Here is a 21,902-nt window from a genome sequence, read left to right on the forward strand (position 1 = left end):
GAAATAAAAAACTCATCATTCTAAAAAATAATGATGAGTTTTGTTATAAAAGAAATGTAGTGTTCTATAAAGAAACTAGAATTTTATTTCTTGAGCTTTTATACGTTTTCCGGTTAAAGGAGTAATGTAAAAACTATATTTATAAGTTCCTGGGCTAAGTAAATATTCTTCATGTGGTTCTGCTATCGCAGACCAAGTATTATCTCCACCTACTCCTGTTTGCTGCGCATCTACATTTACGGTAAACACGTTGCGTTTTTTCAATTGATAGGTGTGGGTTGCTTTTTGTAAATTTTCTAAGCTATAAGGCCATACGCTAAAGTTAATAGGTTGTTCGCTAGAAATTAAAACTCCTTTTCCTGCTTTGTTTTGCAAACTAAACCAACGAGTTCCCATATGATTTCCATGTTCTTCTGGATAAATGTATTCATAATTCATATGGTTTGCATTGGCTTTGTAAATACCTACAAAAGCTCCTGTATTTCTATCGGCATAATTAGCCTGTGGTCCTTTACCATAATAAGTTACATTTTGGAATTGGTTGTATAAATCAAAAGACATTCCTATTCTTGGTGCATTAGGTTGTCCGTTAGGAATGTTGGCTTGGTAATTTACTTTTAAATTTCCTTTGGCAATGTAGGTATATGTTAAAAGAACCTCTGTATTAGTTGTACTTATAGTCCCTTTTACGTTTACAATTGCTTTTCCTTTTTTAGGGTTTGATACGGTTACATTGGTTACTTTAAAATTCTTATTAGCATCCATCCACATCAATTCATTCTGTTGTTTTTTAGCTCTTCTATAAGCTTGATCATTTTCAGTTGCTGCTCTCCAAAAATTTAAGTTTAGTGGAGTAGCTAAAACAGCAATCCCTTCTTTTACAAAATCAGTTACCATTCCTGTTTGTTTATCAATAACAACTTTACTTTCTGGAGTTTGTAAAATCACTAAATTATTTTGATCTTTTATGGTAAGCTTAGAACCAGAACTCATTTCTTTTGCCTGAGGAGTCTCATAATTTAAAGCAAATTGCTCTTGAAAAACCAAGAATCCTTTTTGAGCCCAAAGGGTATTGTTTTTTAGGCTTCCTTTAATGTTGATAAAAAATTCATCACCAGCTTTTACACGTGGTTTTTTAAAGTCTACAACTATTTTATCTGTTTGATTAGGCAATGTTTTTAAAGAAGCAATACTTCCTTGTTTGATAATATTTCCGTTTTGAACCAATTCCCAAGTGATGTTGTAAGCAGACAAATCTTTTGCATGATGTCTGTTTAAAATGGTAAATTTACCTGTTTGTGCGTTTGTAGTGGTAATAACTACAGGTTGATTAACTTTTTTACACTCATAAATTTCAGGTTTTGGAGTTCTATCTGCAGCAATAATTCCGTTGATACAAAAACTTCCATCGTTTGGAGTGTCTCCAAAATCACCACCATAAGCAAGATATTCAATACCATCTTTGGTTTTGGTCAATACACCTTGGTCAATCCAGTCCCAAATATATCCTCCAATAGCTCTATCGTTTCTATAAATAACATCCCAATATTCTTGCATATTTCCTACAGAATTACCCATTGCATGTGCATACTCACACATAATTACAGGTCTGTTGTCTATAGCAGCTGTATCATCAATTAAACTTTGCAATGCATCTGGATTTGGGTACATTCTACTAATCATATCTACCCATTTTGGATCTGTAGGGTTACCTTTTCCAATGTTAAAATATTTCTTTTTATAATCTGGGTGGGCAGGTTGTCCTTGTGCACCTTCGTAATGAATGTAGCGTGTAGGATCATATTCTTTAATCCAAGCAGCCATAGCAGCATGGTTAGGTCCCATTCCCGATTCGTTTCCTAAAGACCACATTACCACACTAGGGTGATTCTTATCTCTTTCCACCATACGAATGGCTCTATTTAAATAAGCAGCTCCCCAATCAGGTACATTGCTTAGTTGCCCTCTAGTTCCATGAGATTCTAAGTTGGCTTCATCCATAACATACAATCCGTATTGATTACACAATTCATAAAAATAAGGATCGTTAGGGTAGTGAGAGGTTCTTACTGCGTTAAAATTAAATTGTTTTAACAGTTTTACATCTGCCTCTATATCTGCTCTAGTTACACTTTTTCCATTAGTCATACTATGATCATGACGATTGACACCAATCATTTTTACCATGTTACCGTTTACCAAAAAACGTCCTTTTTCATCAATATGAACTTCTCTAAATCCAACTTTTGTACTAGTGTGTTGAGTTTCGTTCCCCTTATCATCTTTAAGAGTAAAAATTAAAGTATACAAATAAGGTTGATCTGCTGACCACTGCTTTGGAGCTTTAATTTTAGACTCCATTAAAGCAAAATACACATTGTCTCTTTGCGGATAAAACTCTTTAAAGTATTTTCCTAGTGTAATGCTCTCGTTGTTTATTTCTTTTCCTTCGGCATCAATTAAAGTAGTTGTTAAGGTCCAATTGTCATAATTGGTAGCTAAAGGACTGGTGCCAAAATGACCTATTTGTTTTACATATTTATTAGATACATTGGCTACAAATTTAGGTCTAACTAGTAACAAAGCATCTTTGTAATTTTCATCAAAATCGGTACGTACGGTAAAATCAGCCAAACGAACTTTAGGTACAGCTTGAATGTAAACTTCTCTTTCTATACCGCTCATTCTCCAATGGTCTTGTGCTTCTAAATAACTACCGTCTGCCCAACGATATACTTTTACAGCAATTTTATTTGCTCCTTTTTTTAAGTGTGCTGTAATATCAAATTCTGATGGCAAACGAGTGTCTTCACTATACCCAACAAATTCTCCATTTACCCAAACATAGTAAGCAGATGAAACTCCTCCAAAATGTAAGATAACATCTTTGTTTTCCCAGGCATTGTCCCATTGTATAGTTTTTGTATAGTGACCAATAGGGTTGTCGTGATGATTGATGTTAGGAAAATCACTAAAAAAAGGATACGTAGAGTTGGTGTATATTGGAGTTCCATACCCTCTCATTTCCCAGTTAGATGGAACATCAATATTTTTCCAATGGTTAGTATTGTAATCTGTTTTTTCAAAACCCTCAATAGCATCTGACGGTTTGGCTACCCAGTGGAATTTCCAGTTACCGTTTAGGGATTTAAAGAATTTAGATTGATTTCTATCTCCTTGTAAAGCCTGAGTTTTATTTTCGTATTCGTAAAACGTACTACGAGCAGGCATTTTGTTAATTTGATTGACATGTGGATTCTCCCAATCATTTTTTTGTGCTTTGGTACTTTGTATAAAAAGCACCGCACTCATAAGGATTATTAATTTTTTCATTCTTAATTTTTAAACTTCTATTTTGTGTATGCTAAAATACAATGCTAAACCTTAAAAAGAGAATAATGAATGTGCTATCGTGTGTAGTATATGTTGAATTCTAAGAATATTCTAAAAAGAAAATCCTTAAGCTCCGTATATATACGGAGCTTAAGGATTGATAGGGAATAATTGTTTTAAAAAATAGAAAATTATGCAATTTGTTGCAGAGCACTATCTATAGGAGTATCTCCAGTTACAAGCTCAAAACTTTTTTCATATGCATTGGGATGATCTAATACCTTTGCTATAAAAGTAGCTACATCTGTACGTGGAATTGTTTTTCCTTTTTGTGCTAAATCATAGCTTAATGTAATGTTATTGGTGGCTGGTTTGTCTGTTAAAGTTCCAGGCATTAAAATGGTATAATTTAATCCGCTGTGTAGTAAATGCTCGTCTGCATCTGTTTTTGCTTGTAAATATGAAGTTAAACTTTTAGGCCAATTTTCTTGTGGTTGTCCTGATCCCATAGAACTTACCATAATAAAACGATCTATTTTGTGTTTAATAGCCAAATCAATAGCCTTTTGCGCTCCTTGTCTATCAATAAGATGTGTTTTTTCATCAGAAGTATGTCCACCGCTACCTGCTGTAAAAATAACAGCATCAATTCCTTTATAAGCATGTTCAAAATCTTCTTCTAAATCTGCTATTACTGTGTCTATTTCTTTGTTTTCAAACGCTTGTTTTTGTTCTGGTTTACGCAACATAGCAATAGGTTGGTGGTTTGATTTTTTAAGTTTTTGGGCTACTTGTTGACCAATATTTCCATGGGCACCAATAATTAATACTTTCATGTGTTTGTTTATTTTTAGAAGTAATGTTTTTAGGTAAAAATCATAAGCCATCAAAATGGATTGTGTTACAAACATTACTAAAGATTTTACACAATATTGTGCTTAACTATAAAACATCAAATAGCAAACCAAAGTAGGGTTGTAGTAGAAGTATAACGATTGATTGTAATCAACATATAAAAATCCCTAGTCTTAAAAAAAGACTAGGGATTGAAATTGAATATGGTAAGTTAATGAATTACAAATTCTGATAAATTTTAGAAATATCTAAAGGATCGTTCATGTTTTTCTGTAATTCTAATAAATCTTTAAAAAGACTTTTTACTCGTTGTTTTTGCTCAGGATTTTCAGATAAATTATTCATTTCCTCTGGATCGTTTTTTAAATCGAACAATAAAACTTTAGGAACATCTGGATACACAATTAATTTGTAACCATCTTTTCTAATAGCACGTTGTAGACTTAAATATGCTCCATAAATAGAAGGGTAGTAGCTTTCTGTTTTTTGCCCTTTAGCAATGTTTAAAAAACTATTAAAATCTATATAATCTGGTTTTTGTATTCCTCCTAACTCTAAAGTTGTGGCCATTACATCTTGTAAATACACATCGGTGTCTACTTTTTTGTTTTTAGGAATATCGGGTCCTAAAATAACCATAGGAGGTCTTAAACTATGATCGAATAAGTTTTGCTTTCCTAACAAACCGTGTCTTCCCATAGCCAAACCATGATCGGCAGTAAAAATAATATAGGTATTCTCCATTTTTCCAGATTTTTCTAAAGCTTCTAAAATTAACCCTATCTGAGCATCGGCATAGGTAATACTTGCATAATACTCTTTAATATGAGTTTTAATTGCATATTCAGTTCTAGGAAATGGAGCCAAAGCTTCGTCTCTTAAATTGTTTCCGTTTCCAATAGATTTACGGTACGGATATTCAGGAATAAAACTTTTAGGGACTTCCATTTGGTTAACATCGTACATTTCTTGATATTCTTTAGGAGCTTGTCTAGGATCGTGCGGAGCGTTAAAAGCCAAGTACATAAAAAATGGTTTGTCTGATGTTTTTGCATGGTCTATAAACTGTAAAGCATCGTCTTTTACAACGGCACTCCAGTGTTTACCACCCTCCCAAAATCCTCCAAATTTAGGATTGCTCGGATCCCAAGAATGATCGTTTTCGTTTTGAGGACGATTGTAACCTATAGGCATTAAATCATCTGGATTGGCATTTTTTATGTTTTTAATAGAATCGAACTTAGCGACCATTTTAAAATGATCCCAAGCATCTTTTGGCATTCCACCTCTAACATGGGCAGTATGGTTGAATACTTTTTCTGGATTAATGTGTACGTGCCATTTCCCTGTCATATAGGTTTCATATCCACCTGACTGCATTAGTTTTGACCAAATTTTTTCGTCGTTTCCTTCTTGTTTGTATGAGAATTTTTTAGCATTCCAAACAAATCTACCAGTGTTCATCATTGCTCTGGAAGCCAAACAAACAGCACCACTCCAAGAACCCATATTGTAAGTGTGGGTTAGTGTAGTTCCGTTTTGTACTAGCTTATCCATGTTTGGGGTAATAATTTGAGAGTTCCCTAAAGCATGGATAGAACTATAGGTTTGATCGTCTGTAAAAATAAAAACGATGTTAGGTTTTTCTGCCTTTTTAACCTTCTTTTGTTTAGGAGCACAGCTAAACAAAGCAATGCTAAGGACTGATAATGCAATGATTTTTTTCATGAATCTATTTGTTAATGACCTCCGTTAGGATGACTATCGTTTGTATATCTATATACAGCTGGTTTTCCCTTACCTCTAGCATAGGTAATTTGTGTTTTCCAAGCTGCTTTTAATTTGTTAAGAACTGCTGTATGTTTTGGGTTGTTGATTAAATTGTGCAATTCGTTAGGATCGTTTTTTAAATTGTACAATTCCTCATACACAGGTTGTTCTCCTTCTAAAGAAGATTCTGCCAAATGTCTGTAATAAGCAATATCTGGATCGTGTACTGCATATAACATTTTGTTTACAGGAATTCCCATTTCTTTAGCTGTTTTAATTTCTTGAGTAGCAGAACGAGTGGTGTTTTTGTAATAACGAATGTATTTCCATTCTTTATCTTGTACCGCTTCACATTTAGGATTTCCAAAGTGAGTAGACCATAAGTTTTCTGTGTAGGTATAGTCTCTTACTTCTTTGTTTTCTCCTTTAATTAAGTTAGAAATATCTTTTCCTTGCATTTCTTTAGGAATTTCTATACCAGCCATGGCTAACATTGTAGGAGCAATGTCTATTGTTTGTACCAAAGCATCACTTCTCATTCCTCTTGTTTTTCTTTTTGCTTTAGGATCTAACACAATAATAGGTACATGGGTTGTTTTTTCGTAACACAGTGCTTTTCCTCCTAAACCTTGTTCTCCCATAAATAAACCGTGATCAGAGGTAAAAATAAGGATGGTTTTTTTATTGATTTTTAGGTCTTTTAATTTTTGTCTTAAATTACCAACCAAACGATCAATTCCTGTCATTGCTTCTAATTGACGGATATATCTTTCTTTTACATCTTTTGGAGTATCAGAGTAATTGTATCCATCTTGTCTGTCTTCTGCTCTTAATAAATCTGCCGGTAACTTAGGTGTTTTAATGTCTTTTTTAGCAATATAGTTGTCCGGTAAAGGAATTTCTATATCTCTATACTTGGTTCTATACAAAGCATCATCTGTAGGCTTTAGTTTCATAGTTTTAGTACTAGCACTATGAGGTAGATTAAAGTTGATTGATAGCATAAAAGGTTTGTCTAAAGGTCTTGATTCTAAAAACTTAATAGCTCCTTTTAATTTACGTGCGTTAGGATCTAAAAAATCATCAACCCCTTCGTTAATTACTTCTGGTTGCGTATCTGCAATGGCATCGTTAAAAATTTTGTGTCTATCTTTTGGATAAAATCCTAAGTGACCGTGACCAGCATACCAATAATCAAAACTTTTTTCCATGACTCCGCTATCGTAACCACCTTTTCCAATAGGAGCGTGGTTTTTACCAATCCATCCTGTATAGTATCCTGCTTTACGCATAACCATTGGATATGATTTTTCCCAAGCTTTGTCCGACACAGAAGTTCCTGAGTTAAAGTTAACACCGTGCTTACGTTCGTATTGCCCTAATAAAATAGAAACTCTACTTGGGGTACAAATAGCACTAGATACGTGTGCGTTGGTAAATAAGACTCCTTCTTTGGCAAGTTTGTCTATATTGGGAGTTTCTACAATTTCGTTTCCTGTACAACCTAATAAATTGTAAGATTGATCATCTGTAAGAACAAAAATAATATTTGGTTTTTCTTGTGCTTGTAGACTAGTAATAGCCAAATAGCACATTAAAGTGATGAATTGAATTGTTTTTTTCATATAAGAAATTATTTACTTGTAATAATAATATTTGTTGATTTTAACCCTTTAGCCGAAGCTGTAAGTTTTATTTTTCCTTTCTTTTCGGTAGATTTTATAACAGCCAAACATTTTCCGTTAAAAGCTTTTCTTTCCGATGCTTGAAACGAAGCTAATGAGGTTTGATCTCCGTTACCTACCGCAATTAATTTTCCTTCACCTTCAACTTTAAATTTTACCAAATGGTTGGCTAGTGGGCAGTTGTTTCCGTTTTTGTCTTGAATTTGAATGGTGATAAAAGACAAATCATTTCCATCGGAATCAATTGTAGATCGATCTGCTGTTAATTGAATTTTAGCAGGTTTTTGTGCCGTTTTTACCGTTTTTTCTGCAACTTGTTTTCCGTTTTTATAGGCAATTACTTTTAACTCTCCTGGTTGGTAAGGTACATTCCAGCTTAATCTATATTTAGACTTGTACATTCCTTTTTTAAATCCGTGATATTCTGATGGAATTTCTGTAACATCTTTTCCTTTTGTTTTTCTTCCGTAAGATTTTCCGTTTACAAACAATTCAACTTCTTCTGCATTGGTATACGCTACTACAGGTATGTTTTTTCCTTCCATACCTTTCCAATTCCAATGTGGCAATACATGTACCATTGGTTTAGTTGTCCATTGACTTTGGTATAAGTAATAACGGTCTTTAGGAAATCCACATAAATCTACAGGACCAAAATAAGAAGAGCGAGATGGCCAATCATCATTCCAATATCCGTTTGTAGAATTGTCTCTACCTCCATATGGAGTAGGTTCTCCTAAATAATCAAAACCAGTCCAAATAAACTCTCCTAAAGATCTAGGTTCTTTTAACTGTGCATCAAACTCAATTTCTGGAGCATATGCCCATGGTGGTCCCACAATAACATCGTAACTAGAAACATGATTGGTTTCGTGTTTTTGATGAAAATCGATAGGCAAATGATAAACTCCACGACTACTAGTCATAGAAGAGGTTTCTGAACCGTATACAATAACCTCTGGGTGTTCTTTTAAAATATCTCCGTATTCTTCTGGCCAATAATTCATTCCAACCACATCTACATACTTATACAAATTGTTTTTAAACGGAGCAGGAAAGTAGTTAAACCCAATAGTTGTAGGTCTTGTAGGGTCTTCGTCATGACAAATATCGTTTAATAATTTGGTGGTTTTCCAACCGTCTTTTCTAGATTGTTCTAAAATTTCGTTTCCAATACTCCACATAATTACCGATGGATGATTGCGATCTCTTTTGATCATGTCACGCAAATCTTTCTCGTGCCACTTGTCAAAATATAAGTGATATCCGTTTTCTACCTTCCCTAATTTCCATTCGTCAAAAGCCTCTACAATCACTACAATACCTAGCTCATCGCAAATTTTTAAAATTTCTGGAGAAGGAGGGTTGTGACTAGTCCTTAGAGCATTTACCCCCATACTTTTCATAATTTCTAGTTGACGTTGTTTGGCTCTGTAATTAATGGCAGTTCCTAAAGGACCTTGGTCGTGGTGCATACAAACTCCTTGAAATTTGATTTGTTTACCGTTTAATGTAAATCCATTGTTTGTATCAACCTGAATGTTTCTTATTCCAAAAGTAGAATGGTACACATCAGTAATTATTTGGTTCATGATGATTTTACTTTCTACCTGATACAATTCTGGAGTTTCTAAATTCCATAATGTAGGATTTATAAGTGTAGTTTGAACATTTACCTTAGAAATTGTTTTAGGATTTAATGTAATTTCTTTCTTTTCTTGATGTACAATTTCTCCTTTGTTGTTTTTAATAGTTGTTTGTAAAAAAGCCGAAGTAAACTTATCCAAACAATTCATAATTTTAGTTTCTATATTAACTGTAGCTTGTTGTGAGCTAACTTTAGGAGTGGTAATATAGGTTCCGTATTGTGGAATATGAATGTTGTCATTTATTTTTAAACGTACATTTCTATAGATTCCAGCTCCAGGATACCATCTAGCAGCTAAATCTTTAGGGTGTAGTTGTACTGCAATTACATTCTCTTTATTAAAGTGTAAAAAAGGAGTAATATTAAACTCAAAACCAATGTAACCATTAGGACGTTCTCCTACATAATTTCCGTTTACCCATACTTTAGCATTGCTCATAGCACCATCAAATTCTACAGAAATAATTTTATTTTGATAGGCTTTATCAATGGTAAAATGTTTTCGATACCATGCTTCTCCAGTAACCGGTAAACCACCCGTTCTGGCATTGTGTTTATTGCTAAAAGGACCTTCTATAGCCCAGTCGTGTGGAAGATTTAATTTTCTCCACTGGCTATCATCTAAAGTTACTTTTTCACCATTTAGTGTATCTCTTACAAACAACCAATCTTTGTTAAAGTTAATATCTGCAACCGATTGGTTTTTTAGAGAAGAGGTACAGGCTGTAAAAGCAATGTACAAAAAGAGCACCCATAAGATGCTAAGCATTTTTTTAGAAATAAAGGTCATAATTTATATAGCAATTGTAACACTTTGTTGTACAAAACAAGTACAACAAAGTGAATAAGATGTTTTTAATTTATTTTTTGAATGTAAACGTAGTAAGCTACATTTTCTTCTCCATTGGCATCAATAAAACTAGCGTTAAAACCAGTTCTACCTTTAGGTAATTCTACTGTAAAGTTTGCAGCAACCGCATTTTGTTCAATAGAAGTTGAAATTGCTTTTTCTTTATTGAATTGAATAGTTGCTTTTTGATAATGTAAATTTTTACCTGCAGGAATATTGTTTTCAAGTCCAGGTACTTCTTTTTGGGTAATAGCAGCTACCTCTTGGTTGATTTTATACCCAGATTCTATAGGGTATCTTCTTAAAGATATTTGATATTTTGCTGCTTCTGTAACATCAATACTCCAATAACCTAAACCTTTAATACCTTCTCTAATATATATTTGATTCCAAGGATATTTACCTGAAGTTGTGTGAATATCATGTGCTGTTAATGTAACAGGGTTTTCTTTTTCTAAACCTATTTTGATATATACTTCTTCATCAAACTTTACAGAAACACGTTCCCACCATTGGTTGTAAAAAGCTTTCATTTTAGCTACTTGTTCCGGATATTGCTTGGCAATGTTGTTGTTTTGTCCTTTGTCGTTTTCAATATTGTAAAGTTCTTTTCCGTTTACCAAACGCCATTTGTTTTGCATTACAGATGATTTTCTCCATTTTTCTGGTTGTTGAATTCGTTGAGAATCTGTAACCAACATTCTATCCCAAGTAGTTTCAGGATTTTTTAACAATGGAACTAGACTTTTACCGGCTAAAGGTAAGTGGTTTTTAGGTAAATTAAGATTACACAATTCTGCCAATGTAGGAAGAATGTCTAGGTTTGCTGTCATTTCATTAACATCGGTTCCTCCTGTTAACTTTCCGTTTTTCCAATGAATAAAAAAGGGAACTCTGTGACCACCTTCATATTCGCTACCTTTGTGTCCTTTCATTCCAGCATTGTAACCTAATTCTTTACCTTTTTTAAATGCATGACCTGCCGATGTTCCGTTATCAGTCATAAAAATTAAAATAGTATTGTCAGCAATGTTAAGTTCTTCTAATGTTTTTCTTAGTTTTCCAAAATTGTCATCAATATTGCTAATCATTCCAAAAAATCGCTTTTGTTTTTCGGTCAATTCTTCGTTTTTATATTTGTTGTAATATTCTAGAGGTACGTTGTACGGACCATGAGGGGCATTGGGAGCTAAATAACAAAAGAAAGGTTTGTTCTTGTTTTGTTTGATAAAATTAAGGCTCTCTTCAAAAAAGACATCGGTACAATATCCGTTGTATTTTGTAGGAACTCCATTTTTAAAATAGGTATCATTAAAATAGGTGTTTCCCCAATAGTCTGGAGTTTGTCCAACACCACCACCACCGTGCATTACAGTGTGTTGAAATCCTCTGTTTTCTGGTTTAAAATCATGATTGTCTCCCAAGTGCCATTTACCAAATCCACCTGTTACATATCCGTTTTCAGAAAACATATCAGCCATTGTTTTTTCATCCTCTCTAAGTAAAGACCATCCACCTACGGTGTGCCATACACCTACTTCGTTTGCATATCTACCCGTCATTAATCCAGAGCGAGTTGGTGCACATGTAGGACCTACATGAAAATCTGTAAGTCTATAACTGTCTTTGTGAAATTCATCTATGTTAGGAGTTTTAATTATTTTATTTCCTAAGGCACCAACATCACCATAACCTTGATCATCTGTAATAACAATAATTACATTGGGTTTTTTAGAACTTTTTTGATGTTCGTTGTTGCTACTACAAGCAAAAGAAAATAATAGGCATGCTATAAGGTATAAAGACTGTTTCATGAATGATTAAAATTATTTATAAATGTAAAATTCTCAAAAATAAGGAAAGTTAATAACTACAAATGATTTTTAGCTTGAAACAAATGATTTCTTTTGGTTATAATATGTGTTTTAGCTCTTTATTTTATAGTGATTTACAAATTATAGAAACTAACAGGTTTAAATTTTTTAGTTGGTAAATAATTAGTTATTTTTAGTTAAACATATGTTAATTATGAATTTAGTTTTAGCCAGTTCAGGAACTGTACACGGATCTGAATATTTAGAATATTTATTGCCTACAATTGATAAGTTGTATAAAGATGTGGAAGAGGTTTTGTTTATACCTTTTGCACAGCCTAGTGGTATTTCGTTAGATGATTATACAGATAAAGTTCAAGAAGGATTAAGTTCTTTAGGTATTGAAGTAAAAGGGTTGCACGAGTTTGATGATTATAGATTGGCCATTAAAAATGCCAAAGCCATATATGTTGGAGGAGGCAATACTTTTTTATTAGTATCTAAATTGTATTGCTATGGTTTGTTAGAGGTGTTGAAAGATGCTATAAAAAGAGGAACTCCTTATTTAGGAACAAGTGCAGGAACAAACATTGTTGGATTAAGTATGCAAACCACAAATGATATGCCCATAGTATTACCACCTAGTTATAAAACATTGGGAATATTACCTTTTAACTTTAATGTACATTATTTAGAACCAAGTAAAAACTCTAAACATAAAGGAGAGACTAGAGCAGAAAGGATTAAAGAATTTCAGTGCATAGAACACACAAAAGTTTTGGGGTTAAAGGAGGGGAGTTGGTTGCGAATAAAAGGAGACGATATCCTTTTAAGAGGAGGAAAAAAAGCTTTTTGGTTTGATAAAGGAGAACTTACAAAATTAGAACCCAACACCAATCTAAAACAAAAAAGCTGAGCAATTAATTTGCTCAGCTTTTTTGTTGGATTAATAATTAATTCTATCCACAACCTCTAAACCATAACCGGTAATACCTACACGTTTTTTTTGTGCGGGGGAGTTGGTTAATAGTTTTAGTTTGGTAATGTCTATATTGTGTAATATTTGGGCACCAATACCAAAATCTTTTTCATCCATAGAAGATGAAGTTTCAGTTTCGGTGGTAATTCCCTTTTGAGCATTTTTAAAATCAGACAAACGCTTTTTTAAGTTAAAGGTTTGCTGTTCTTGATTGATAAATACAACAGCTCCTTTTCCTTCTTTGTTTATTTTATCAAAAATTCTTGATAATTTATCTTCTGGCCCTTTTGTTAAAGTATTTAATACATCGTTTCCAAAAGCATTAGGAGTTACTTTACAAAGTACAGCTTCGTCTTTTGTCCAAGAACCTTTGGTTAAAGCCAAATGGATTTGATTGTTTGTTGTTTGGTTGTAAGCTCTTAGCCTAAATTTTCCAAATCTTGTTTCAATATCAAAATCTTCAATTTTATCAATTAAAGAATCGTGTTGCATACGGTAGGAAACTAAATCTTCTATAGAAATTAATTTTAGATCAAACTTATCTGCCACCTCTTTTAACTGAGGCAAACGAGCCATGCTTCCATCTTCATTTAAAATTTCTACTAAAATTCCTGCTGGTTTTAATCCTGCCAATCTAGCCAAATCTACACTTGCTTCTGTATGACCGGTTCTTCTTAACACACCACCTTCTTTTGCTTTTAAAGGAAATATGTGTCCAGGTCTACCAAGGTCTTGAGGCTTTGTTTCTTCTTGAGTTAAGGCATATATGGTTTTAGATCTGTCGTGAGCAGAAATACCTGTAGTACATCCGTGTCCTATCAAATCAACAGAAACGGTAAACTGGGTATTGTGTAAAACAGTATTGTTGTCTACCATCATATTCAACCCTAATTCTTCGCATCTTTCTTCTATTAAAGGAGCACAAATTAATCCACGACCATGTTGAGCCATAAAATTAATCATTTCTGGAGTTACTTTTTCGGCAGCAGCAATAAAGTCTCCTTCATTCTCTCTGTCTTCATCGTCTACAACAATTACCATTTTTCCGTTTCGGATATCTTCTATGGCAGCTTGAATGCTATCTAACTTTATTTTAGATGTGTTTTTTGTGTTATTCATCTCTTTTTTTAAGTCTATTGAATAGTTTTTTAAACGGCAACAAAATTACACCAAATTTAATGAATCCCATGTCTTTTGATGCGCTTATCGTAAATATAATTGCCAAGGGTAACATAATAAGTGTACCTAACCAACCACCTAAAAATGCAGATAAACTACTTTCTTCTGCTAGGTTTTTTCCAAAAGTATTGGTAAAATGATAGGTTACATATATAACAATGGCTACAATCATTGGCAAACCAAAACCTCCTTTTCTAATGATAGATCCTAAAGAGGCTCCTACAAAAAACAACATTAAGCATGAAAAGGAACTTGTTAGAATTAGGTGGTATTGATAATCGTGATTGTTCAAATCTTTTCGTCTTCTTTTGTAATAGTCTTTGTAATTATTTACGTTTTTAATTTTGTTGTTAACAGAGTTAATTGCTTGATTTAAAACTGTTATTTGGGTGGTTAATGAAAAATTTTCTAATATATTGGGGTTTAATTCTTTTACTATAGGATCAATAGTGTCTGATAATTTTTTAGCATCTATACTACTTTGCATAGATTGTAATTTTATTTCTAAATATTTGTCGTAAGAAATTTTTAAACTATCAGAACTATTTTGCAATTGCACCATGTTTTTCATGGTGTAATGATGCTTGTATTTTTCTTCTTCTAAATCGCTACTTGTTAAATCGGAAATATCGATGTTAACGGTATATTTATCAAACTTTGCCATAGAGGAAGGCATGCGTAGTTTGTCTTCTTTTTTTCTTTTATCTGCTGTATGATCTTCAAAATAGTAACCATCTTCTAATATTAAGGTCATGTATTTACTACCTTCTTCGGTAGTAATTTTTCCTTTTTTGGCTGTAATAATGGTTTGATCTTCTTTTAAGCCTTTTGTGTCTATAATAATAACATCTTTTAGTAAATTATTTTCCTCTCCATATTTTTTAGCGAATTTAATACTGTATCCTGGTATTTCGTCATTAAAACTACCTTCTACTAAGGCTAAAGTAGGCTGTGTTTTTTTAATGTTTAAAAGCAAGTTTTTTTGTTTTAAACTGGCATATGGAAATGTGTAATTAATCATTAAAAAATTAATTAAACTAATAATTCCAGCAGTTACAATTAAAGGTCTTAGGAATCTGTAAAAAGAGACTCCAGAAGATTTTATGGCTGCTAGTTCATAATTTTCACCAAGGTTTCCCATGGTCATAATGGAAGACAGCAAGACAGAAATAGGCAAAGCTTGTGCGGTAACTAACAAACAGGTGTACCACAAAAATTTAAAAATAATGGCAACTTCTATTCCTTTTCCAGCAATGTCATCAAAAACCAACCATAATAGTTGCATTACCAATACAAACATTACAATTAGAAAAGAGGCGAAAAAAGGAACTAAAAAGTTCTTAATAAGGTATTTATCTAAAGTTTTCAACTAAATAGTTATTCGTTAATATAGTAATCTAACGCTTGGTATTTTGCTTTGTTAAAAACAAATGTTGATGGCGATAGGTTTTGATTTGTTTTGTAGCTGGTAATATCAAAACTTGTGTTGGTTCCATTTTTACCAACTTCGGTTAAAGATTTTATTTGGTGTTTGTTGGTGTTTATTCCTAGTAAAATATGTGAAACTTCTTCAGAATCTTTAGTAGGAATTAATTTAATGTATTGAATTTCTCCTGATTTTTTGTCCAATTGATACGTGTATCCTTTTTTGTAAAAAGATAATAATTTAGAAGGAGTTAAACTTTCATCATCTATGTCATTGGCAGATGTGATGTTAATTTCTTCATTTTCTGGAGATATTACATAGCTCTTTTGTTCATCAAACAAAATAATATTGTCTAAATAGTTTAGCAAATATTTATCTCCTTCTATGGTGGCAGATCCTTTACTGGTTTGTTTAATATTAACCGCTTTGTTTTCTAAAGTATGGGTAAATTCAATGATGATATTTTTTTGAGATTCTAAGTTTTTAGTAACTTTTTTTAGAATTTCTTCGGCTTGTGGTGAGTTTTGGCTATAACCAAATATACTTAGTAATAATGCTAAGGCAATAGTAATATTGTATTTCATTTTAATTGTTTTTTTCGTTGGCTAACAACTGTTCCAAAGCTGTTAAATCGGTAATTAATACTTGTCTGGCTTTACTTCCTTCAAAAGGACCTACAATTCCTGCAGCTTCTAATTGATCAATCAATCTTCCAGCTCTGTTGTAACCTAATTTTAATTTACGTTGCAATAAAGATGCAGATCCTTGTTGTGCTATAACAATAGTTTCTGCAGCTTGGTTAAATAGTTTGTCTCTTTCGCTAATGTCAATATCAAGTTCTGTACCACTTCCTTCTTCACCTACAAATTCAGGCAACTGATAGGCTTCTGGGTAAGCTCTTTGCGATCCAATAAAATCAGTAATTTTTTCTACCTCTGGAGTGTCTACAAAAGCACATTGTACTCTTGTTAAATCGTTTCCACTAGAGTATAATAAATCTCCACGACCAATTAACTGATCGGCACCTGGAGCATCTAAAATGGTTCTAGAGTCTATTTTAGAAGTAACTCTAAAAGCAACACGGGTAGGGAAGTTGGCTTTTATAATTCCGGTAATAACGTTAACGGACGGACGTTGTGTTGCCACAATTAGATGTATACCAATGGCACGTGCCAATTGAGCTAAACGAGCAATAGGTGTTTCTACTTCTTTACCTGCAGTCATAATTAAATCTGCAAATTCATCAATTACCAAAACGATATAAGGCAAAAACATATGCCCATCGTTAGGATTTAGTTTACGTCTTTTAAATTTATCGTTGTATTCTTTAATGTTACGTACCATTGCATTTTTTAGCAAATCGTAACGGTTGTCCATTTCTATACACAAAGAATTTAGGGTGTGTATTACTTTGGTGGTGTCGGTTATAATAGCATCATCTGTATCTGGTAATTTTGCTAAATAATGACGTTCTATTTTGTTAAATAAAGTTAATTCTACTTTTTTAGGGTCTACCAATACAAATTTAACTTCGGCAGGGTGTTTTTTGTATAGCAAAGAGGTTAGAACAGCATTTAATCCTACAGATTTTCCTTGTCCTGTGGCACCCGCCATTAGCATGTGTGGAGCTTTGGCCAAATCAAACACAAATGTTTCGTTAGAAATGGTTTTACCTAAGGCAATTGGCAATTCCATTTTTGACTGCTGAAATTTGTTAGAAGCAATGGCCGAATTCATAGAAACAATATTCGATTTTTTGTTGGGTACTTCTATACCAATAGTTCCTTTTCCAGGAATTGGAGCTATAATACGAATTCCTAATGCAGATAATGATAGAGCGATATCGTCTTCTAAATTTTTAATTTTAGAAATTCTAATTCCAGCATCAGGAACAATTTCGTACAGAGTAATAGTGGGTCCAACAGTAGCTTTTATTTGAGCGATTCCTATTTTGTAGTTGCTTAAAGTTTCTACAATTCTATTTTTATTGGCTTCTAGCTCTTCTGCATCTACAGAAATACTTTCATCAAACTCTCTTAATAAATTTAGTGTAGGAAATTTAAAGTTTCCTAAGTCTAGCGTAGGATCAAATTCTCCAAAGTCCTTAACCAATTTGTCCGACAAGTTACTTGTAGATGTTTCTTCTTTTTTAGAGGTTTCTACAGCTATTTTTAAATCGTCTTTTTTGATTTCTTCTTTTTTTATGCTAGAATGATTTTCTATGGTAGGAGTTGCATTTTTTACATTTAATTCAAAAGAAGATAATGGCTTTTCTGTTTCTTCAAACTCGTCTAATGATATAATTTGTTCCTCTACAATTGGTTTTTTGGTGTCGGCAACGGTTGGTTGTTGTTTGTCATCGGAATTTTCTAGTGCTGTTTGTTCACTATTTTCTTTAGTGTTAGAATTTTTAGGTGTTTCTTTTTTAGGAATAAAATCAGATTTAAAATTTTCTAATTCTTCTTTTTTGGGAATCCAACTCTTAATTTTTTCTGGGGTAATTTTAAAACGAATAACTGCGTAAGAAATGTATCCAAAAATTAAAATGATTAACAAACCAAAAGGAGCTAAATAAGGAATTAAAAAGCTGTTTAATTCTACACCTACAACACCTGCTATTAAAGCATTTTTATCGGCAAAAAAACCAAAAGTAGTAGCGGTCCATATCAAACCTAAAATTCCCCAATTCCATGATTTTGCTATTTTTTTAACAGGTATTTTTAATAGGATGTAAACTCCTGTAAAAAATAATAAAATAGGGATTAACAATGCTGCAACACCAAAGCCATCGTAAATAAAAAAGTGACTTATGTTGGCTCCTATTTTACCTAGTAGATTTTGAGCAATTACTGTTTTGTCTCCTAATTGAGATAGTGTACTTTGATCTTGTTTCCAAGAAAAAAAGAACGAAACAAATGAGGTGAATAAAAAGATTCCAAAGAGAGCAATAAACAATCCAACAACGGTTTGTGTTTGTCTGTTGTTTACAAACTCTTGTATTTTTATTTTAAGTTGTTTTGGTTGATTTGTTTTTGTGTTTGTTTTCTTTGGCATATTTAAATTTTAAATACAGATAGCAAAGATAGGGAATTACTAAGAGTAGTATTGCATTATTTTAGGGATATAAATAAAGCCAATTATGATGGCTCCAAATAGTCCAGAAAAGAGTACAGCCCCAGCACTAATGTCTTTAATAGTTCCTATTTTTTTGTCGAAATTGGGTTGTATAAAGTCGGCTGTTTTCTCTATGCATGTATTTAAAGCTTCTACGCTAATTACCAGCCCTAAAGCTAAAAACTGACACATCCATTCGGTAGTGTTTATTTTAGAAAGTATACCAAGTGTTGTTAACAGAATAGTGCTTACTGCATGAACCTTAATAGCGTTTTCTGTTTTTAATAAATAAACAAAGCCTTTAAAAGCATAATTAAGGCTTTGAATTCTATCAATTACTATGTTTTTTTCTTCTGTTTTCATGGATAGTTAAAAGGGCTTGTAAATATACAAGCCCTTGTTTTTTTATAAAGCAGCTAAAGCTGATTCGTAATTAGGTTCGTTAGTGGTTTCACTTACTTGTTCTGTGTAAATAACCTCGCCATTGGTATTGATAATAACAATAGATCTAGATAACAATCCTTTTAAAGGTCCGTCTGCAAAAGCTACTTGGTAGTCTTTACCAAAATCTCCGCTAATGTCTGATAAGCTAACTACGTTTTCAATTCCTTCAGCACCACAAAAACGTGCGTGTGCAAAAGGTAAATCTTTAGAAATACATAAAACTTTTGTGTTTTCTAATTCTGAAGCTTTTTGGTTAAAAGTTCTTACAGATGTTGCACAAGTTCCTGTATCTACACTAGGAAAAATATTTAAAATAATGTTGCTTCCTGCAAAATCTGCTAAAGAAACTTCGACCAAATCGGTGTTTGTTAATGTAAAAGCAGGAGCTTTGCTACCTACTTGGGGTAAATTACCTACGGTTGTAAAAGGGTTAGATTTTAAAGTTACGTTTGCCATTTTATTGTTTTTTTTAAGAAAAATAAATATATAAAAAAAGCCTTTAACTTAGGTTAAAGGCTCTTGAACTTAATGTAATTATTTTTACAACTCTATTAAAGAGTTTTCTGCGTTTGCATATTCATTAAAAACTAATGCTTCTGGTTCGTCATCATTAATATATTCTCCATCTGCAATAAACTTGTATTCGTAAGATTTGTTGGTTTCTAAATCAACAACTACTTTAAAAGTTCCGTTTTTTAATTTTTTAAGTGGAGTAGCTGTGGCATCCCACTCATTAAAATCTCCTACTAATGATATTTCTTTTACTTCTGGTGCTGCGTATGCAAAGGTAACTTTACAAACGGGTTTAGATTTTAAAAATTTTTTAGATACAGCCATAATTCAATTTTATTTATAGATATCAAAATTAATAATATTTATAATACAAAACACTCTTTTTTTATGAACTCCTTGATTTTTAAGGATTTGTTAATTTAGGTTGATTAACATTAGTTTATTGTTAAATAGAGGTAGTTATTCTTGTTTTAATAATATTAATTAATGATGATTTAAGGTTGATGACATATAGCGTGTAATTTTTTTTATATTTAAACGACACAAGAACAGAATAAAAAAAGAAAATAAGGTAAATGATAGAAGATATTGTTAAGAATTTAGAAAAAGGAAAATATTTGTTAGAAAACATTCATAATGAAAAATATACAGACAAAAGCATAGCTCCCTATTATTCTAGCATTGGTAGTCATGTTAGACATGTGTTAGATGTTTTTAATTGTGTTTTTATTGGTTTAAATACAAATTTGATTGATTTTACAAAACGAGAAAGAAACATAGAGGTAGAAAACAATACCCACAAAGGTATTGCTTACTTTAATCATATTATTAATCAATTAAACAGACTAACAGCAAAAGATTTAACAAAAGAATTAGAAGTTGTAGAGGACTTAGGTAGTGGAACTTATCAACTAAAAACAACACTTGGAGCTGTTTTAGCTCAATCGCAAAGTCATGCTATTCATCACTACGCTACTATTGGTTATTTATTACATCATTTAAATGTTTGTTTACCATGTAATAGCTTTGGAGTAAACCCTACAACTCCTAAAAAGGTATTTGCAGATAAGTAAATCTTACCTAATTTTAATATAGCTTTCTTTAACGGTTTCTTCTGATATTTTTTGAATATCACTATATTTTTTCCCTTTAATTAAAGCTTTATTATCAATTAGAAAAGTCATGGTTTTAGCAGATTTAAAGCTTTTAATTCCTAAAGTTTCTGATTTGATAACATTGTTTCCCTTTATTTTTAAAAATCCCTGACCGTAACCTACAGATATTGCTGAATCTGCTTTTCCAGATTCAATAATATTGTTGTCCAAAGTAATATTTCCAGAACCTGATGCTTGTTTTTCTTCTTCCGTTAAACGTCTACCAGTTCCATGCCCAATTTTATCGGTTGCATATAAAAGAATGGCCACATCTGCCAAACATGTAATAGTATTGTTAACTACCAATACATTTTTAGTTCTATCCTCAAAATGTAAAGCTTGCGAGTATGGACCTGTTCCTCCTAAAAACGTACATTTTTTAATAGTAACATTTTGTGTGTTGGCCAACGCAATATTAAATCGATCGCACAAGTCAAAATGGGTGTTTTTTATTTGAATGTTCTTATGCCGAATAATTTTTGCGTGTGGATTGTCTAAACTAATTTGATGATCTCCTTTAAAAAATTTACAATCATCTACTATAAAATTTTCTAAAATAGGGCAGTCCATGGTTTGCAAACTAAATTTTGTATTTTCAAAATTGGTGCGAGTAATGGCAACATTTTTATAACTTCCTTTAAAGTTAATACCTGTATATTTTCCGTTTTTAAAGTAACAATCTATCACCTTAATTTTATCAATAATTTGTTTTTGATTGATGAAGTATAATTGCTGTTGTCCGTTTAAAAACAAAAGATTTTGAACCGTAATATTGCTGCCTGTTACTTTTAAAATAAAGTCTTTTTGATTGGTTCTTTGGAATTTATATTTTCCAATTCTCTTGTCTTTTCCTTTAAGAGTAATATTGTTTTTAGTAATGATAATAGGAGCTTCTTTTTCTTGAATTACGATATCTATATCTACCACAATTACATCTCCAGATTTTGCCTTGTTATAAGCATTCATAAACTTCTGACGTGTATTGTTGGTTTCTGTTTCTGCTGAGACCAAAATGTCTTTTGCATTTGCTTGCATTGCAAATAATAAACAAATTGTTGTGGCAAATAAGTTTTTGTATAAGGTTTTCATTTCAAATTGGTTTTAATATTGGCAATAACGCACATTTTATTTTGGGTGT

General features: G+C 32.2%; 16 protein-coding genes. 2 read left to right on the top strand and 14 right to left on the bottom strand.

Annotated features, from left to right (window positions below; translation table 11 throughout):
- Positions 1-75: 75 nt before the first annotated feature.
- From lacZ to ACY2IJ_RS01090, 6 genes are all read right to left on the bottom strand, one after another.
- Positions 76-3,333, bottom strand: a complete 3,258-nt coding sequence (lacZ, locus tag ACY2IJ_RS01065; RefSeq protein ID WP_476725307.1) for a beta-galactosidase, LacZ type — start codon at positions 3,331-3,333, stop codon at positions 76-78.
- 191 nt (positions 3,334-3,524) lie between these two features.
- Entirely contained in the window at positions 3,525-4,169 is a 645-nt protein-coding gene (locus ACY2IJ_RS01070; protein ID WP_476725308.1) for an SDR family oxidoreductase, read from the bottom strand.
- Between the two features lie 238 nt (positions 4,170-4,407).
- Complete coding sequence (locus ACY2IJ_RS01075; RefSeq protein WP_476725309.1) at positions 4,408-5,916, bottom strand: sulfatase family protein; 1,509 nt, start codon at positions 5,914-5,916, stop codon at positions 4,408-4,410.
- Positions 5,917-5,927: 11 nt separating this feature from the next.
- On the bottom strand, positions 5,928-7,583 hold the full coding sequence (locus ACY2IJ_RS01080; RefSeq protein WP_476725310.1) for a sulfatase-like hydrolase/transferase: 1,656 nt from the start codon (positions 7,581-7,583) through the stop codon (positions 5,928-5,930).
- A gap of 8 nt (positions 7,584-7,591) precedes the next feature.
- The gene (gene galB, locus ACY2IJ_RS01085) at positions 7,592-10,060 is read right to left on the bottom strand and encodes a beta-galactosidase GalB (protein WP_476725311.1); all 2,469 of its coding nucleotides are present in this window, start codon (positions 10,058-10,060) and stop codon (positions 7,592-7,594) included.
- Positions 10,061-10,146: 86 nt separating this feature from the next.
- A complete protein-coding gene (locus ACY2IJ_RS01090; protein ID WP_476725312.1) occupies positions 10,147-11,955 on the bottom strand; it encodes an arylsulfatase in 1,809 nt (602 codons plus the stop codon).
- A 214-nt stretch (positions 11,956-12,169) separates the two neighbouring features.
- Here ACY2IJ_RS01090 and pepE point away from each other — a divergent pair, with 214 nt between their 5' ends.
- Positions 12,170-12,871 (top strand): dipeptidase PepE, encoded by a 702-nt coding sequence (gene pepE, locus ACY2IJ_RS01095; protein ID WP_476725313.1) that lies wholly within the window; start codon positions 12,170-12,172, stop codon positions 12,869-12,871.
- A gap of 30 nt (positions 12,872-12,901) precedes the next feature.
- Here the strand turns inward: pepE and ribB are convergent, their stop codons facing one another.
- The 7 genes from ribB to ACY2IJ_RS01130 all read right to left on the bottom strand — a co-directional run bounded on the left by ribB (position 12,902) and on the right by ACY2IJ_RS01130 (position 19,934).
- A complete protein-coding gene (gene ribB, locus ACY2IJ_RS01100; protein WP_476725314.1) occupies positions 12,902-14,053 on the bottom strand; it encodes a 3,4-dihydroxy-2-butanone-4-phosphate synthase in 1,152 nt (383 codons plus the stop codon).
- Entirely contained in the window at positions 14,046-15,482 is a 1,437-nt protein-coding gene (locus ACY2IJ_RS01105; protein WP_476725315.1) for an LptF/LptG family permease, read from the bottom strand. The genes ribB and ACY2IJ_RS01105 overlap by 8 nt, the downstream gene beginning before the upstream one ends.
- A gap of 8 nt (positions 15,483-15,490) precedes the next feature.
- Positions 15,491-16,123 (bottom strand): outer membrane lipoprotein periplasmic chaperone LolA1, encoded by a 633-nt coding sequence (gene lolA1, locus ACY2IJ_RS01110; RefSeq protein ID WP_476725316.1) that lies wholly within the window; start codon positions 16,121-16,123, stop codon positions 15,491-15,493.
- 1 nt (position 16,124) lies between these two features.
- Complete coding sequence (locus tag ACY2IJ_RS01115) at positions 16,125-18,593, bottom strand: FtsK/SpoIIIE family DNA translocase (RefSeq protein WP_476725317.1); 2,469 nt, start codon at positions 18,591-18,593, stop codon at positions 16,125-16,127.
- A 39-nt stretch (positions 18,594-18,632) separates the two neighbouring features.
- Positions 18,633-19,016: a diacylglycerol kinase gene (locus ACY2IJ_RS01120; protein WP_476725318.1), complete on the bottom strand. Its 384-nt coding sequence runs from the start codon at positions 19,014-19,016 to the stop codon at positions 18,633-18,635.
- Between the two features lie 42 nt (positions 19,017-19,058).
- The gene (tpx, locus tag ACY2IJ_RS01125) at positions 19,059-19,553 is read right to left on the bottom strand and encodes a thiol peroxidase (RefSeq protein ID WP_476725319.1); all 495 of its coding nucleotides are present in this window, start codon (positions 19,551-19,553) and stop codon (positions 19,059-19,061) included.
- An 84-nt stretch (positions 19,554-19,637) separates the two neighbouring features.
- Positions 19,638-19,934: an isoamylase early set domain-containing protein gene (locus tag ACY2IJ_RS01130; protein ID WP_476725320.1), complete on the bottom strand. Its 297-nt coding sequence runs from the start codon at positions 19,932-19,934 to the stop codon at positions 19,638-19,640.
- Positions 19,935-20,185: 251 nt separating this feature from the next.
- Between ACY2IJ_RS01130 and ACY2IJ_RS01135 the strand changes: the two genes are divergently transcribed.
- Positions 20,186-20,683 (top strand): DinB family protein, encoded by a 498-nt coding sequence (locus ACY2IJ_RS01135; RefSeq protein WP_476725321.1) that lies wholly within the window; start codon positions 20,186-20,188, stop codon positions 20,681-20,683.
- 3 nt (positions 20,684-20,686) lie between these two features.
- Here the strand turns inward: ACY2IJ_RS01135 and ACY2IJ_RS01140 are convergent, their stop codons facing one another.
- Complete coding sequence (locus ACY2IJ_RS01140; RefSeq protein ID WP_476725322.1) at positions 20,687-21,853, bottom strand: right-handed parallel beta-helix repeat-containing protein; 1,167 nt, start codon at positions 21,851-21,853, stop codon at positions 20,687-20,689.
- Between the last annotated feature and the right edge of the window lie 49 nt (positions 21,854-21,902).

It is taken from the genome of Wenyingzhuangia gracilariae (assembly GCF_056387575.1).